A 14,778-nucleotide genomic window follows, 5' to 3' on the forward strand; every position below is an offset into this window, starting at 1 on the left:
CCGACGATCCCGGGATCATGCGCCGCGTATCGACGCGGGATCCGTACGGTGGAACGGTGTCCGCGGTGGTCTCGTGGCAGGAGCCGCCCGCGGCATGCGAGGATTTCGAGGATTCAAGAAGACCGTCCGTGTAACCGTAGGGAAGGCACATCAGTGGCCGAGGAACTTTTCGCCACCATCAAGACCAACCACGGGGACATCCGCATCCGGTTGTTCCCGAACCACGCACCGAAGACGGTCGCGAACTTCGTGGAGCTGTCGCAGGGGCAGCGCGAGTGGGTCCACCCGGCCAAGGGGCAGAAGACCACCGACCGCCTCTACGACGGCACCGTGTTCCACCGCGTCATCTCCGGCTTCATGATCCAGGGCGGTGACCCGCTGGGCACCGGGACCGGCGGCCCGGGCTACCGCTTCGCCGACGAGTTCCACCCGGACCTGGCGTTCTCCAAGCCGTACCTGCTGGCGATGGCCAACGCCGGACCGGGCACCAACGGTTCGCAGTTCTTCATCACCGTGGGTGCCACGCCGCACCTGAACAACAAGCACACCATCTTCGGTGAGGTCGCCGACGCGGAGAGCCGCAAGGTCGTCGACGCGATCGCCGGTACCCAGACCGACATGCGCGACCGTCCGGCCTCCGATGTCGTGATCAACACGGTCGAGGTCGAGACCGTCTCGTCCTGAACCCCGAGCGCACGGGCCGGGGCCTTCGGGTCCCGGCCCGCGGCGCGTGCCTGAAGGTGAGCATGAGCCCCGACGAGCAGCAGCCGAGTGCGACCGGACCGGCCGGTCCGCCCGTGTGTTATCGGCATCCCGATCGGGAGTCGAACATTCGCTGTACGCGCTGCGAGCGGCCCGTCTGCGGCGATTGCATGGTGAGCGCGTCCGTCGGGTTCCAGTGCCCGGACTGTGTCCGGCAGGGCAGTCGCCAGGTACGCGAGGCGCGCACCGTGGCGGGCGGCCGGGTCGCGCCCACCACGGCGACCGCGATCGTGACCAAGACCCTGATCGGGCTCAACCTCGCCGTCTTCGTGCTGGTCCAGGTGGTCGGCAACACGTTCGTGGACCGGTGGATACTGGTCGGCCGCTTCTTCATGGGCGGCGAATGGCAGGGTGTCGCCGAGGGCCAGTGGTACCGCCTGCTCACCGCGACGTTCCTGCACCAGCAGTTCTGGCACATCGGGTTGAACATGCTCGGCCTGTGGATGCTGGGTCCGCCGCTCGAGGCGGCGCTGGGCCGGACCCGGTTCATCGCCCTCTACCTGGTCGCGGGCCTGGGCGGCAGCGCGCTGTCGTACCTGATCGCCGAACCGAACCAGGGCTCGCTGGGCGCCTCGGGCGCGTTGTTCGGGCTCTTCGGCGCGATGATCGTGCTCGGTCGGCGGATGAACTACGACCTGAAACCGCTGATCATCCTGCTGGCGCTGAATCTGATGATCACGTTCTTGAACATGAGCACGATCGACTGGCGCGCACACCTCGGGGGACTGGTCGCGGGCACCCTCGCCGCGATCGGCGTGGTCTACGCGCCGGCGCGGCAGCGGACCCTGGTCCAGGTGGGCAGCCTGCTCGCGGTGCTGGCGGTCGTCGTGGCGATCGTGCTGATTCGGACCGCGCAGATCGTCTGAGGCCACGAGGGCACGACGGCGCGAGACCACAGGCAATAGGCACGCGACCCGGGCCCGACGCCCGAGCATGATCACCCTGTGAATCGTACCAATGACCCGGAGTGATGAATCCGGGATGCGAGCCGTTACCCACATCCCGGCCGGTCGTTGGACCGTAACGGGTTATCCACAGGATCCGCCCAGTTATCCCCACTGTGGATAACTCTGTGGAGTCTCCCCGGGAAAACTCGCTGAGCTGCGCGTATGCGCTACTTCCACTGAGTGGACACGCCGAAGCCGGCGGCGATGAAGCCGAAGCCGACGACGATGTTCCAGTTCTTCAGGGACTCGATCGGGAAGCGCATGTCGGTCACGTAGAAGACCACGATCCACAGCAGGCCGATCGCGAAGAGGGCCAGCATGAACGGCGCCACCCAGCGGCGCGAGTCCAGCTTTATGGTCGTCTTCTTGACGGGCGGCGGGGTGAAGTCGTCCTTCTTACGGATCCGGGACTTCGGCACGAGAGTCTCTCCTGTCGATGTAGCCGGACGAGTGGGTGCGCAGCACACGCGACACGATCCGGTGATGTGTCGGTTAGCGTAGTCGCTGTCAGGTCCGGAAGGAGGGTACGGCGACGTGCGTATCTTCGCCATGCGGCCGTCCGGGATGTCCTGGCGTGCGATCGTACCCCGATTGTCCGCACTTGTGGTGTTCGCCCTGGCCGGTCTGCTCTTCTGGATCAGCGCCGACACCTCCCACGGCACCAATCTGCGCAGCGACGCGCAGATGCTCAAACTCTCCGACGTGATCCGGGACCAGGGTCGGCGCAACGAGAGCGCCCAGCAGGACCTGTCCAAGCTGCAGCGGGACGTGGACGGGCTGGTCCAGGAGCAGGCCAACGACCCCCAGGCGCGCGGTCGCATCGACGCCGTCGCGGACCCGGCCGGGGTCACCCCGGTCTCCGGCGAGGGCTTGACGGTCACCCTGACCGACGCCCCGCCGGACGCCAAGTCGCGCGTACCCGGCGTGCGCGAGCCCACCGCCGACGACCTCGTAGTGCACCAGCAGGACATCCAGGGCGTGGTGAACGCGCTGTGGAACGGCGGCGCACGGGCGATCCAGATCATGGACCAGCGGATCGTGGCCACGTCAGCGGTGCGCTGCGTCGGCAACACGCTGATCCTGCACGGCCGGGTGTACTCGCCCCCGTACGTGATCTCGGCGGTCGGCGACATCGGCGCCCTGCGGCGCGCCCTGGATCAGAGCAAGAGCGTGTCCAACTACACCGACTACGTCGAGGCGTTCGGCCTGGGATGGAAGGTCGAGGACCGCAAGCGCATCGATGCGCCGGGGTATACGGGCCCGCTGGGCCTGGAGTATGCGAAAGTCTCCGGGACGTGATCGGCAGCGGTGAATCGAGGGGAGTCTGACGACAGTGTTGCGGACCACGATGCGAGGCCTCGGGGAGGTCTTCATCACACTGGGCGTCGTCATCCTCTTGTTCGTCGTCTATCAGCTCTACTGGACCGGCGTGCTGGCCGATCGTGCGCGGGCCGACGAGATGCACAAGCTCGACGAGGCCCGCAAGCGGATCGGGGCGAGTGTGCCCAAGGACGTGCCGGTCGCCCAGGCACCCGCGGCGCAGGCCCCGTACGAGGACGGTGAGCCATTCGGGACCATGTACATCCCCCGTTTCGGTGACGGCTGGTACAAGACGATCCGGCCCGGGGTCACGCCCAAGGAACTGCAAAAGGGCCTGGGTTGGTACAAGGGCAGCGCGCAGGCGGGTCAGGACGGCAACTTCGCCATCGCCGGGCACCGCAAGACCTACGGTGACCCGTTCCTGAACGTGCCCAAGCTGCAGGTGGGCGACAAGGTCGTGATCGAGGGCATCACCGAGTGGTTCGTCTACTCGATCGACAAGCCGGTCAGCCTTCCCGGGGACAAGGCGGTCCTGAAGACCGTTCCCGAGGACGTGCACGTGCTCGACCCGGTGCCGGCGAAGGCCTATACGGCGCCCGGGAAATACATCACCCTGACCACCTGCGAACCCGAGTTCGGCAGCACGCACCGGTTGATCGTCTGGGGCCACCTGGAATCGCGGACCCCGCTGTCGTCCGGTCGACCGGCGGCGTTGCAGGGATGAGCGGGGCGGGGATGAGCGAGTCGGGCCGCGCGGGCGGCGAGCGAGAGAGGGCCTGGGCCTGATGTACGGCTGGATCTGGCGCACCCTGCCGGGGAACGTGTGGGTGAAGCTCCTGCTCTCCCTGGTCCTGGTGCTGGCCATCGTGTACGCGCTGTTCACGTGGGTCTTCCCGTGGGCCGAACCCCTGCTGCCGTTCAGCGATGTGACGGTCGATCAGGACAACGTGACGAACACCACCGGGCCCGGCGGCGTACCGCTTCCGGCGGGTGCGACCTCGGGGTCATCCGGGTCACCCTCTTCACTGCCGGGAGGACTGCCGGGATGAGCGCGCGCATTCTCGTCGTGGACAACTACGACAGCTTCGTCTTCAACCTCGTGCAGTACCTCTACCAACTCGGCGCGACCTGCGAGGTGCGGCGCAACGACGCGGTGACGGTCGAGGAGGCCGAGGAATTCGACGGCGTACTGCTGTCCCCGGGACCCGGTACGCCCGAGGGCGCCGGGATCTGCATGGAGATGGTGCGCCGCGAGGGCGGCCGGGTGCCGGTCTTCGGGGTGTGCCTGGGGATGCAGTCCATCGCGGCGGCGCACGGCGCTACCGTTGGCCGGGCGCCCGAGCTTCTCCACGGCAAGACCAGCCCTGTGGTGCATGAGGGGGCGGGCGTCTTCGCCGGCCTGCCGTCGCCGTTCACCGCGACGCGCTATCACTCGCTCGCGGTGGATCCGGACACGATTCCGGCCGAACTGGAGGTGACCGCATGGACCGGGACCGGCGTGATCATGGGCCTGCGGCACCGCGACCGACCGGTCGAAGGCGTGCAGTTCCACCCGGAGTCGGTGCTGACGGAGTACGGCCACCGGATGCTGGCGAACTGGCTGGTGAGCTGCGGGGACCCGACGGCGCCGGACCGGTCGGCGGGTCTGGCACCCGTCGTCGGGCGCACGCCGCTCCCGGCCTGACCGAGGGGTCGATACCCGACGGCGGGTACGGGGCGGGCGAGGCCGGGCCGTATGGGTCGGGCGGTGTCCCGTACGGGTCGGGTGAGAGCGGCTCGGATGGGCCGGGCGGTTCCCACGCCTTGGGCGGGGGCGGACGGCACGGGGCGGGTGGCGGGCGGCATGGAGCGGGCGGGCAGGCCCCGTATGCGCCCGAGGACTATGCGCGAGACCTGGTCGACCCCGGCTTCACGGCACCGCCCACAGCGGCCCTTCCGGCCGTTTCGGATCCGGTTCCGGGCGGGCGCGCGGCCCGTCGGCGGGCCGCGCAGCGGCAGCGGGCCGAGTCGGTCGAGCAGACGGCGGTCTACATGCCGCCGGCGGCCATGGTGGAAGCGCCTCGGGCGCTGCCGGGTGCGCGGGCCACGGCCGGTGTGCCGGACGTGGTGGGCGCGGCGGACGCCGTGGACGCGTCCGACGCGATGGATGCGTGGTTTCGGGCCGACGCGGGGGTGGTGGGCGCCGATCCGGTGCTCGACCCGGCGTACGCGCCCGCTCCGGAGGCCGTTCCGCGGTTGACGCCGACACCGACGCCGAGCGCGGCGGGCGGCGGCGCGGTCGTACCCGGCGGGCGGGCGGAGCGGCGCAAGGCGCAGCGCAGGAAGGCCGGCCGGGGCGGCTCCCGTCCGCCCGCGCGCCCGGAGCCGGCCGAGGGCGCCGGACGAGCGGCCCGGCGGCGGGCGGCCAAGCCGTCGACGGGCGCGCGGATACTGACCGCCGGCGCCCGCCTCGTGGGCGAACTCGCGATGACGGTGGGCGTACTCCTGGTCCTGTACGTGGTGTACCTGACCTGGTGGACGAACATCGTGGCGGCGGAGAAGGCCCGGAACGAGGCGCACGACATACAGCAGAGCTGGAACAACACGCCCGGCCAGGTGGTCGACCCACGCAACCCCGGCCAGTACGTCGCCCCGAACAAGGGGTTCGCGCTGCTGTACATCCCCCGGATCGGGATGGAGAAGCAGGCGATAGCGGAGGGCACCGACCGGGGCAGGGTGCTCAACAACGGCCTGGTGGGCCACTACACCGACCCGAAGACGGCGATGCCGTGGGACGTCCAGGGCAACTTCGCGGTGGCCGCGCACCGCAACGGGCACGGCGAGCCGTTCCGCTACATCAACAAGCTCAAGCCCGGCGACAAGGTGGTCGTGGAGACCGCGACCACGTACTTCACGTACACCGTCGACGCGGACCTGCCGCAGACCTCTCCGTCGCACATCCAGGTGATCGATCCGATCCCCGACAAGGGGCCGTACACCAAGCCCGGCCGCTACATCACGCTGACCACGTGCACGCCGGACGGCGCCTCGACGTATCGCCTGATCGTCTGGGGCCACCTGGAGGAGGAGCGGCCGCGTTCCCAGGGCAAACCGGACGCGCTGCTGGCCGGGGCGAAGTGACGGCGCATCACATTCCGGTCTCCGGGTCCTGACCGAACTTCTTGTCTGTGCCAAGCTGTCGACCCATGGGCGCTGTACGCAAAACCATTCGCGTCGGGGCGGAACTCCTCCTGACCCTGGGCCTGGTCGGCCTGCTGCTGTGTGTGCACCAGCTCTACTGGACCAACTTCGAGGCCCGGGCCGAGGCCCGCAGCGAGGTGGACCAGCTGCGCAGGGACTGGGCCAGGCAGGGCACCGGGGGCCCCGAGGGCCCTGAGAGCACCGAACCGCCCGCCGCGCAGCCGCCCACCGACGTCCTGAGCGGGCCCACCGACGTGAGCGTGGACGGCGGCAAGGACGGCCAGAAGGTGGTGGGTTCGCACACCATCCGCGGCGAGACGCTGGCCATCCTGTGGATCCCCAGACTCGGCTCGGGCTGGTACCAGCCGATCATCGAGGGGTCGAGCCTGGCCTCGCTCTCGAAGGGCGTCGGCCACTACACGTACCCGCCCTACGTCGGCCCCGGCGGCGCCGGCAACTTCGGCCTCGCCGGCCACCGCAACGGACACGGCGAGCCGTTCCGCCACCTGAACAACCTGCGGGCGGGCGACAAGGTCGTGGTCGAGACCAAGACCCAGTGGTTCACGTACACGATCGTCAAGGGCCCGTTCATCACCAAGCCCTCCAACGGCTCGGTCCTCACCGCCCGCCCCCCGGACCTGGGCGGCCCGGCCGGCCGCAGCCTGATCACCCTGACCACGTGCGATCCGGAGTTCACCTCCAAGAACCGCATGATCTACTGGGGCGAACTCACCACAACGGACCCGAAACAGGGCGACACAAAGCCGGCGGCCCTACGCCGCTGACCGCGGAAGCGTACGCGGGTCTCCGGGGCTCCACATCGCTACCCAACGGCGACGGCACTTGATAGCTTCGCTCTCCTCTTGATCTCAGCAACGGAGGGTGAAGATGACCCTTGCTGTACGGGGCCACCTCTTGTTGATCGAGAGCGCACGGGGTCGTGCGTCCCGTCGACAGCTGCGCGGCACCGGCGCCAACCTGGGCGCGATGACCGAGATTCCTCCGGCGTGCTTCGCTCCTCGCGCCTCGGGTGTCGACGTGGTCCAGATCGATGATGCGGTCAACCCTCACGCGGTGTTGAGCCGCATCAAGGCGGCGGCGCGCATCCCCGGGCCCGTGGTCGTGTACGTCTCGGGTCTGCTGATGTTCGATCGCACCGGCGCCGCGCATCTCGGGCTGCGGGACTCCACGCCGCGCAGCGTGCGCTACGACGGGCTGCCGTGGGAGTGGCTGGTGAACGCGCTTCGTTCGCGGCCTCGCAGCCGGACACTGGTCATCGTGGACTTCGCCACCGAGGCACAGAGCTGGGCCCGACTTCACGACGGCACCCCGGCGTCACTGACGAACAGCATCCCGGTGTGGGGCGTGATCAACCCGCCGGCCAAGTCGGCGGACGGCACCAGCCCCTTCACCCGCGCGCTGTCCGCCGTACTGCCGCAGGGCATACCTCGGGCGCCTGCCGAGGTGCATCCGTCCGACATCCACCGTGCGGTGGTCGAGCGGGCCGGCCTGGCGGTCGACACCGTGGAACTCGTACCCGATGCGCCCGGGTTGCGGCTGGGGAACGTCCACCCCGGGGCGCCGCCGGCCGCGCTCGCCCCCTCCGAGGTCACGACCGCCGAGACGCCCGCACAGATACTCCTGCAACCGTCCGACCCGGCGGCGTACACGGGGGATCTCACGCGGATTCGCACGGCGAGTGAAGCGGGTGACCACACGGTCGCCGTCCTCCTGGCTCGAGAGCTGGACCACCGCTTGGCCACGACCCTGGGGTTCGATCACCCCGATTCGTGGGCCGCTCGGGAAGTCCACGCCTGGGCGTCGGCGATGGCCGGCCGCTACCTGCATGCCTGCGAGCTGTACCGAGACGTCGCCCGGCGACGCATGCGGGGCCTGCCCCACGACCATGCGACCGTCGTCGGCCCCACCGACTGCGCCCATGCCGCGTGGCTGCGCATCACCGACGGGGACGACGCGCGCCGAGTGGGGCCGTCGATCGTCGCCCTCCGGGAACTCGTACCCGGCCCCGGCGGGGCGCTCTCGGCCGCGCGGCGCCACCTGGTCCGACTCCGGGACGACGATCCCGAGGTGCAGATGCGCCGTGGGCCCGAAGCCTGGTCCGCCTACCTGGGCCGGCAGACCCGGCAGTCCACCGGCCATGCCGGCATGCCGACGGTAGGGCCTTCGAACTCCGCGGTCTGAAGCCTCGCCGTGCTCCCGGTGCTCGTCGTCACTCGTACGAGTGTGTCCGGTTCCGCCCGGGGCGGGTGTGTAGCAGGCTTGCCATCGCCACCCACGAAGCGATGAAGAAGAGCCCCGGAGGCCGACATGGCGAACATCCCGAGCGATCGCCTGTACAGCAAGGACCACGAATGGGCCCAGGTCGAGGGCGACCTGGTGCGGGTCGGCCTGACGGATCACGCCCAAAAGCAACTCGGCGACGTCGTCTTCGTCGAACTACCCGGCGTGGGCGACCGCTTCGAGGCCGGCGAGCCGTTCGGCAACGTGGAGTCGGTGAAGGCCGTGAGCGAGGTCTACGTACCCGTGACCGGCGAGGTGGTCGAGGTGAACGAAACCCTGAACGACAGCCCGGAACAGGTCAACGACGACCCCTACGGCGACGGCTGGACCATCCGCCTCCGCACGGCGGGATCACCACAGACCGACGACCTGCTCACCGCAGACCAGTACGCCGACTACATCAAAGAAGAAGCATCGAACTGACCCGCGCCCCTATTTCGCCCCTGAACCGAGCAAGGGTCCTTCCCCGGTGAATGGGGAAGGACCCTTGCTCCGCAGTACGTAAGTGGGCCTAACAGGACTTGAACCTGTGGCCTCTTCCTTATCAGGGAAGCGCTCTAACCGTCTGAGCTATAGGCCCGCGTGCGTGCTCAGAGAGCGTACCGCACCGCTTGCCCGCCACCAAAATCCTTAGTCCTCCTCCGCCAGGGTGACCTCGATGCCTCCGGTGAAGGATGCGGTGAGGTTGTAGAGGAAGGCGCCGAGGGTGGCCAGTGCGGTCACCAGGATGACGTCGACGATGGCCACGATGCCGCTGAAGAAGAGCGTGTTCTTCAGGGACAGGAAGTGTTGGAGGTCGAAGCCGGAGTTGTTCTCCGACTGGGTCGCCTCCTTCACCGTGTCGCCGACCGAGGTGAATACGCCGAGGCCGTCCAGCACCAGCCACAACACGGTCACCGCCACCATCAGCACCACGCCCAGTGCCAGGGACAGCAGGAAACCCACCTTCATCACCGACCACGGATCCACCCGCGCCGCCCGCAGTCGGGCCCGCCTCGTGCGCGCGCTCGGCCGCGGTTGCGGCTCCGGGCCCGAACCGGGTCGGCCCCCCTGCTGCGCCACGGGCTGCCCCGGCTGGTGGGCGGCCGACGGAGCCCCGCCGGCCGCGGTGCCCCGGATCGGGCGCGGCGTGGTGATCGTGCCGCCCGCCGTCGGACGAGCCGCGAGCGGCCTGCCGTTGACCGCGGCCTGCGGTCGCTCCGTACCCTCGCTCGCCGCAGCCGCGGGAGGGAAGGGGGACGCGAACGGGGTCGGCCCCGCGGGACGCGGCGGATGCGCCGCCGCGTCCCGGGGGGGCCCGGCCCCGTGCGCGGGGGGTGGACCGGCCGGCCTCGGCGGCACCGCGTCCGGCGGCACCGCCTCGCCGCGACCCGTGCTGTCAGCGCGCCCGCCGGTTCGACCCCGGTCGGCGCGCTCGCCTCTCCCGCCGGCCGACTTCCGGTCTGTGCTCACGCGTCACCCTTCCTGCCCGCCGGGCGCGACCTCCCCTGCGATGGTGGAGGTCGGCTCGTGCGTGCCATCGGCCGCACCGGCTTCGGCCCCATCGACCTCAGGGTCGATCTCGGCCTCGGGCTCAGGTTCGGCGTTACGTGCGATGCCGACAACGGCGTCGCCCTTACCCAGGTTGATCAGCTGCACACCCATCGTGTCACGTCCGGTGTGCCGGACACCCGCGGCGCGGGTACGGATCACTCCGCCGCCGAGGGTGATGGCCAGGATTTCATCCGTGTCGTCCACCACGAGCGCCCCGACGAGTGAACCGCGGTCCTCGACGATCTTGGCGGCCTTGATGCCGAGGCCCCCACGACCCTGGACGCGATACTCGTCCACACTGGTTCGCTTCGCGAAGCCGCCATCGGTGGCGGTGAACACGAACGTGCCCTCGCGCACCACGTTCATCGACAGCAGTTCGTCGCCTTCGCGGAAGCTCATGCCCTTCACCCCGGACGTCGCGCGACCCATCGGCCGCAACGACTCGTCCGTGGCGGTGAACCGGATCGACTGCGCCTTCTTGCTGACCAGCAGCAGGTCGTCGTCCGCGGAGACCAGCTCGGCGCCGATCACCTCGTCGTCGTCACCGGCCTCGTCCGAGCGCAGGTTGATCGCGATCACGCCCGCCGAGCGGTTGGTGTCGTACTCCTTGAGCGCGGTCTTCTTCACCAGACCGGCCTTGGTCGCGAGCACCAGATACGGCGCGACCTCGTAGTCGCGCAGGTCGAGCACCTGGGCGATCTTCTCGTCGGGCTGGAACGCCAGCAGGTTGGCCACGTGTTGCCCACGCGCCTCACGACCGGTGTCCGGCAGCTCGTACGCCTTCGCCCGGTACACCCGACCCTTGTTCGTGAAGAACAGGATCCAGTGGTGCGTGGTGGTCACGAAGAAGTGGTCGACGATGTCGTCCTGCTTCAGATGCGCCCCACGCACGCCCTTGCCGCCGCGCTTTTGCGAGCGGTACAGGTCGGTCCGGGTGCGCTTGACGTAGCCGCCCCGGGTGATGGTGATGACGATGTCCTCTTCGGCGATCAGGTCCTCGATGGACATGTCGCCGTCGAAGGGCACCAGCTGGCTGCGCCGGTCATCGCCGAACTTCTCGACGATCGCGGCCAGTTCCTCGCTGATGATCTGCCGCTGCCGCTCCGGCGAGGCCAGGATCGCCTGGTAGTCGGTGATCTTCGCCATCAGCTCGTCGTGCTCGGCGGTGATCTTCTGGTGCTCCAACGCGGCCAGGCGACGCAGCTGCATCTCCAGGATCGCGTTGGCCTGGATCTCGTCGATCTCCAGGAGCCCGATCAGGCCGGTACGCGCCTCGTCCACCGTGTTCGAGGCCCGGATCAGCGCGATGACCTCCTCGATCGCGTCGAGGGCCTTGAGCAGACCGCGCAGGATGTGCGCGCGCTCCTCCGCCTTGCGCAGCCGGAAGCGGGTCCGCCGGATGATCACCTCGATCTGGTGGTCCACCCAGTTGCGGATGAACAGGTCGATCGAGAGCGTGCGCGGCACACCGTCCACCAGCGCGAGCATGTTCGCGCCGAAGGTGTCCTGCAGCTGGGTGTGCTTGTACAGGTTGTTCAGCACGACCTTGGCCACCGCGTCGCGCTTGAGCACGATCACCAGGCGCTGCCCGGTACGCGAGGAGGTCTCGTCGCGCACGTCGGCGATGCCGCCGATCTTGCCGTCCTTGACCAGGTCGGCGATCTTCTGCGCGAGGTTGTCCGGGTTGACCTGGTAGGGCAGTTCGGTGACCACCAGGCACTGGCGGTTCTGGATCTCCTCGACCTCGACCACCGCGCGCATGGTGATCGAGCCGCGCCCGGTGCGGTACGCGTCCTCGATGCCGCGCCGGCCGACGACCAGTGCGCCGCTGGGGAAATCCGGGCCCTTGATCCGCTCGATCAGGGCGTCCTGCAGCTCCTCCGCGGACACGTCCGGGTTCTGCAGGAACCACTGCGCGCCCGACGCGACCTCGCGCAGGTTGTGCGGCGGGATGTTGGTCGCCATGCCGACCGCGATACCGGCGGACCCGTTGACCAGCAGGTTCGGGAACCGGGCCGGCAGGACCGTCGGCTCCTGGTTGCGGCCGTCGTAGTTGTCCTGGAGATCGACGGTCTCCTCGTCGATGTCCCGGAGCATCTCCATGGACAGCCACTTGAGCTTGCACTCGGTGTACCGCATGGCCGCGGCCGGGTCGTTGCCCGGCGAGCCGAAGTTGCCGTTGCTGTCCACCAGCGGCATGCGCATCGACCACGGCTGGGCCAGGCGCACCAGCGCGTCGTAGATGGAGGTGTCGCCGTGCGGGTGGTACGTACCCATGACGTCACCGACGACGCGGGCGCACTTGTAGAAGCCCTTCTCGGGCCGGTAGCCGCCGTCGTACATCGCGTAGAGCACGCGCCGGTGCACCGGCTTGAGGCCGTCGCGCACGTCGGGCAGGGCGCGCGAGACGATCACGCTCATCGCGTAGTCGAGGTAGCTGCGCTGCATCTCGGTCTCGAGCCCGACCGGCTCGATCCGCAGGCCGCCGGTGCTGTTCACCGCGTCCTCCTGGTCGCCTTCGGGCGCCGGGGTGTTCTCATCGGCCATTGCTGGTCAATGTCCTTTCGAGCTGTGACGTGGGGCCGACTCGGATGTGGATATCCGCCGGGAGGCGGATGCCCCGGCCGGTCAGATGTCCAGGAACCTGACGTCCTTGGCGTTGCGCTGGATGAACGAGCGACGAGCCTCGACGTCCTCACCCATGAGCACCGAGAACAGTTCGTCGGCCTGGGCCGCGTCGTCGAGGGTGACCTGACCCAGGACGCGGTGGTCGATGTCCATCGTGGTCACCCGAAGCTCCTCGGCGTTCATCTCGCCGAGGCCCTTGAAGCGCTGGATCGAGTCGTCCTTGGCCCGCTTGCCCGCCTGTCGGCCGAGTTCGAGCAGCGCGTCGCGCTCGCGGTCGGAGTAGGCGTACTCGAAGTCGTCCCGGCTCCACTTGATCTTGTACAGCGGCGGCCGGGAGAGGTACACGTGGCCGGCCTCGACCAGCGGGCGCATGAAGCGGAACAGGAAGGTCAGCAGCAGGGTGTTGATGTGCTGACCGTCGACGTCGGCGTCCGCCATCAGGATGATCTTGTGATAGCGCAGCTTCTCGATGTCGAAGTCCTCGTGCACACCGGTGCCGAAGGCCGAGATGAGCGCCTGGACCTCGGTGTTCTGCAGGATCTTGTCGATCCGGGCCTTCTCGACGTTCAGGATCTTGCCGCGGATCGGCAGGATCGCCTGGTACATCGGGTCGCGGCCGGACTTGGCCGAGCCGCCGGCCGAGTCGCCCTCGACGATGAAGATCTCGCACTTGGACGGGTCGTTGCTCTGGCAGTCGCTGAGCTTGCCCGGCAGCGAGGCGGTCTCCAGCAGGCCCTTGCGCCGGGTCAGGTCGCGCGCCTTGCGCGCAGCCATCCGCGCGGTGGCCGCCTGGATGCCCTTGCGGATGATGTCCGCGGCCTCGCTCGGGTTGCGGTCGAGCCAGTCGGTGAGGTGCTCGTGCACCACCCGCTGCACGAACGTCTTCGCCTCGGTGTTGCCCAGCTTGTCCTTGGTCTGGCCCTCGAACTGCGGGTCGCCGAGCTTGACCGAGATGATCGCGGTCAGACCCTCGCGGATGTCCTCGCCGGCGAGGTTCTCGTCCTTCTCCTTGAGCAGCTTCTTCTCCCGCGCGTAGCGGTTGATCAGCGCGGTCAGCGCCGACCGGAAGCCCTCTTCGTGGGTGCCGCCGCCATGCGTGTGGATCGTGTTCGCGAAGCTGTGCACACCCTCGGTGTACTGCGAGTTCCACTGCATCGCGACTTCCACCGAGATGGTGCGCGACTTGTCCTCGGCCTCGATGTCGATCACCGAGGGGTGGACCAGCTCGCCCTTGCGCGAGTTGAGGTAGCGCACGAAGTCGGCGATGCCGCCCTCGTAGTGGTACGTGACCGAGAGCTGCTCGCCCTTCTCGTCCACGTGGTCCGGGCGCTCGTCCCGGAGCGAGATGGTCAGGCCCTTGTTGAGGAAGGCCATCTCCTGGAAGCGCCGGGAGAGCGTCTCGAACGAGTAGACGGTGGTCTCGAAGATGTCCGGGTCGGCCCAGAAGGTGACCGTGGTGCCGGTCTCGGTGGCCGCCTCGTGCCGCTCCAGCGGCGCGGTGGGAGTGCCCAGCTTGTAGTCCTGCGTCCAGCGGTAGCCGTCGCGGCGGATGTCCACCGCGAGGCGCGAGGACAGCGCGTTTACCACGGAGACGCCGACGCCGTGCAGACCGCCGGAAACCGAGTAGCCGCCGCCGCCGAACTTGCCGCCGGCGTGCAGGATGGTCAGGACGACCTCGACCGCGGGCTTCTTCTCCACCGGGTGCATGTCGACCGGGATACCGCGGCCGTTGTCCACCACGCGCACGCCGCCGTCGGCGAGGATCGTCGCCTCGATGTGCGTCGCGTGCCCCGCCAGCGCCTCGTCGACCGAGTTGTCCACGACCTCGTAGACGAGGTGGTGCAGACCGCGCTCACCGGTGGAACCGATGTACATGCCCGGGCGCTTGCGGACCGCGTCGAGGCCCTCCAGGACCTGGATGTCGCTCGCGCCGTAGGACTGCCCGTTGCTCGCGGCAGAGGTTTCCGGCGAGCCGGCCACGTCATTCTCCTTGGGGTTGCCGGAATCGGCCACGAAGCGCCCTTTCTGGCACAGCACGGCTCCCTGCCCGGGAGCAGGAACGGCAGGGTGCGTCGAAGGGCAGGCAGCCGGCCCGACGCGCCCCCGG

14 protein-coding genes and 1 tRNA gene are annotated in these 14,778 nt (G+C 69.0%); 10 read left to right on the forward strand and 5 right to left on the reverse strand.

The genetic code is table 11. The annotated features are described in order from the left end of the window. The first annotated feature begins 153 nt into the window (after positions 1-153). On the forward strand, positions 154-684 hold the full coding sequence (locus ACH4XV_RS31760) for a peptidylprolyl isomerase (RefSeq protein WP_395795781.1): 531 nt from the start codon (positions 154-156) through the stop codon (positions 682-684). 62 nt (positions 685-746) lie between these two features. Next, positions 747-1,628 (forward strand): rhomboid family intramembrane serine protease, encoded by an 882-nt coding sequence (locus ACH4XV_RS31765; RefSeq protein ID WP_395795782.1) that lies wholly within the window; start codon positions 747-749, stop codon positions 1,626-1,628. Between the two features lie 248 nt (positions 1,629-1,876). Here ACH4XV_RS31765 and crgA read toward each other — a convergent pair whose 3' ends face one another. Beyond that, positions 1,877-2,128 (reverse strand): cell division protein CrgA, encoded by a 252-nt coding sequence (crgA, locus tag ACH4XV_RS31770; protein WP_078976324.1) that lies wholly within the window; start codon positions 2,126-2,128, stop codon positions 1,877-1,879. Positions 2,129-2,258: 130 nt separating this feature from the next. On the opposite strand from crgA, the gene ACH4XV_RS31775 reads away from it, so the two are divergent. From ACH4XV_RS31775 to gcvH, 8 genes are all read left to right on the forward strand, one after another. After that, a complete protein-coding gene (locus ACH4XV_RS31775; RefSeq protein WP_126640326.1) occupies positions 2,259-3,008 on the forward strand; it encodes a DUF881 domain-containing protein in 750 nt (249 codons plus the stop codon). Positions 3,009-3,057: 49 nt separating this feature from the next. Further along, on the forward strand, positions 3,058-3,753 hold the full coding sequence (locus tag ACH4XV_RS31780; RefSeq protein WP_395795783.1) for a class E sortase: 696 nt from the start codon (positions 3,058-3,060) through the stop codon (positions 3,751-3,753). Positions 3,754-3,814: 61 nt separating this feature from the next. Then, positions 3,815-4,078, forward strand: coding sequence for a hypothetical protein (locus ACH4XV_RS31785; RefSeq protein ID WP_395795890.1), 264 nt, complete (start codon positions 3,815-3,817; stop codon positions 4,076-4,078). Then, positions 4,075-4,713: an aminodeoxychorismate/anthranilate synthase component II gene (locus ACH4XV_RS31790; RefSeq protein ID WP_126640238.1), complete on the forward strand. Its 639-nt coding sequence runs from the start codon at positions 4,075-4,077 to the stop codon at positions 4,711-4,713. Before ACH4XV_RS31785 ends, ACH4XV_RS31790 begins: the two co-directional genes overlap by 4 nt. Before the next feature lie 119 nt (positions 4,714-4,832). Beyond that, positions 4,833-6,149 carry a class E sortase gene (locus tag ACH4XV_RS31795; RefSeq protein ID WP_395795784.1) on the forward strand — a complete coding sequence of 439 codons (1,317 nt, stop codon included), beginning with the start codon at positions 4,833-4,835 and terminating at the stop codon, positions 6,147-6,149. Positions 6,150-6,214: 65 nt separating this feature from the next. Then, on the forward strand, positions 6,215-6,994 hold the full coding sequence (locus tag ACH4XV_RS31800) for a class E sortase (protein WP_395795785.1): 780 nt from the start codon (positions 6,215-6,217) through the stop codon (positions 6,992-6,994). Between the two features lie 103 nt (positions 6,995-7,097). Further along, entirely contained in the window at positions 7,098-8,411 is a 1,314-nt protein-coding gene (locus ACH4XV_RS31805) for a hypothetical protein (RefSeq protein WP_395795786.1), read from the forward strand. Between the two features lie 126 nt (positions 8,412-8,537). Next, positions 8,538-8,933: a glycine cleavage system protein GcvH gene (gcvH, locus tag ACH4XV_RS31810; RefSeq protein WP_395795787.1), complete on the forward strand. Its 396-nt coding sequence runs from the start codon at positions 8,538-8,540 to the stop codon at positions 8,931-8,933. An 83-nt stretch (positions 8,934-9,016) separates the two neighbouring features. Here the strand turns inward: gcvH and ACH4XV_RS31815 are convergent. From ACH4XV_RS31815 to gyrB, 4 genes are all read right to left on the reverse strand, one after another. Beyond that, a tRNA-Ile gene (locus tag ACH4XV_RS31815) sits at positions 9,017-9,090 on the reverse strand. Between the two features lie 50 nt (positions 9,091-9,140). Beyond that, positions 9,141-9,461: a DUF3566 domain-containing protein gene (locus tag ACH4XV_RS31820; protein WP_395795883.1), complete on the reverse strand. Its 321-nt coding sequence runs from the start codon at positions 9,459-9,461 to the stop codon at positions 9,141-9,143. A gap of 504 nt (positions 9,462-9,965) precedes the next feature. Then, positions 9,966-12,590 (reverse strand): DNA gyrase subunit A, encoded by a 2,625-nt coding sequence (gene gyrA, locus ACH4XV_RS31825; RefSeq protein WP_126640253.1) that lies wholly within the window; start codon positions 12,588-12,590, stop codon positions 9,966-9,968. A gap of 81 nt (positions 12,591-12,671) precedes the next feature. Further along, on the reverse strand, positions 12,672-14,708 hold the full coding sequence (gene gyrB, locus ACH4XV_RS31830) for a DNA topoisomerase (ATP-hydrolyzing) subunit B (RefSeq protein WP_395795788.1): 2,037 nt from the start codon (positions 14,706-14,708) through the stop codon (positions 12,672-12,674). Between the last annotated feature and the right edge of the window lie 70 nt (positions 14,709-14,778).

The sequence above is a fragment of the Embleya sp. NPDC020630 genome (assembly GCF_044334985.1).
In the GTDB taxonomy this organism is placed as follows: domain Bacteria; phylum Actinomycetota; class Actinomycetes; order Streptomycetales; family Streptomycetaceae; genus Embleya.

Coding starts and splice junctions, on each gene's coding strand:
- gcvH (WP_395795787.1), top strand. CDS start 8,538: ATGGCGAACATCCCGAGCGATCGCCTGTACAGCAAGGACCACGAATGG.
- ACH4XV_RS31805 (WP_395795786.1), top strand. CDS start 7,098: ATGACCCTTGCTGTACGGGGCCACCTCTTGTTGATCGAGAGCGCACGG.
- ACH4XV_RS31820 (WP_395795883.1), bottom strand. CDS start 9,461: ATGAAGGTGGGTTTCCTGCTGTCCCTGGCACTGGGCGTGGTGCTGATG.
- ACH4XV_RS31790 (WP_126640238.1), top strand. CDS start 4,075: ATGAGCGCGCGCATTCTCGTCGTGGACAACTACGACAGCTTCGTCTTC.
- ACH4XV_RS31765 (WP_395795782.1), top strand. CDS start 747: ATGAGCCCCGACGAGCAGCAGCCGAGTGCGACCGGACCGGCCGGTCCG.
- ACH4XV_RS31785 (WP_395795890.1), top strand. CDS start 3,815: ATGTACGGCTGGATCTGGCGCACCCTGCCGGGGAACGTGTGGGTGAAG.
- ACH4XV_RS31780 (WP_395795783.1), top strand. CDS start 3,058: ATGCGAGGCCTCGGGGAGGTCTTCATCACACTGGGCGTCGTCATCCTC.
- gyrA (WP_126640253.1), bottom strand. CDS start 12,590: ATGGCCGATGAGAACACCCCGGCGCCCGAAGGCGACCAGGAGGACGCG.
- ACH4XV_RS31800 (WP_395795785.1), top strand. CDS start 6,215: ATGGGCGCTGTACGCAAAACCATTCGCGTCGGGGCGGAACTCCTCCTG.
- ACH4XV_RS31775 (WP_126640326.1), top strand. CDS start 2,259: ATGCGGCCGTCCGGGATGTCCTGGCGTGCGATCGTACCCCGATTGTCC.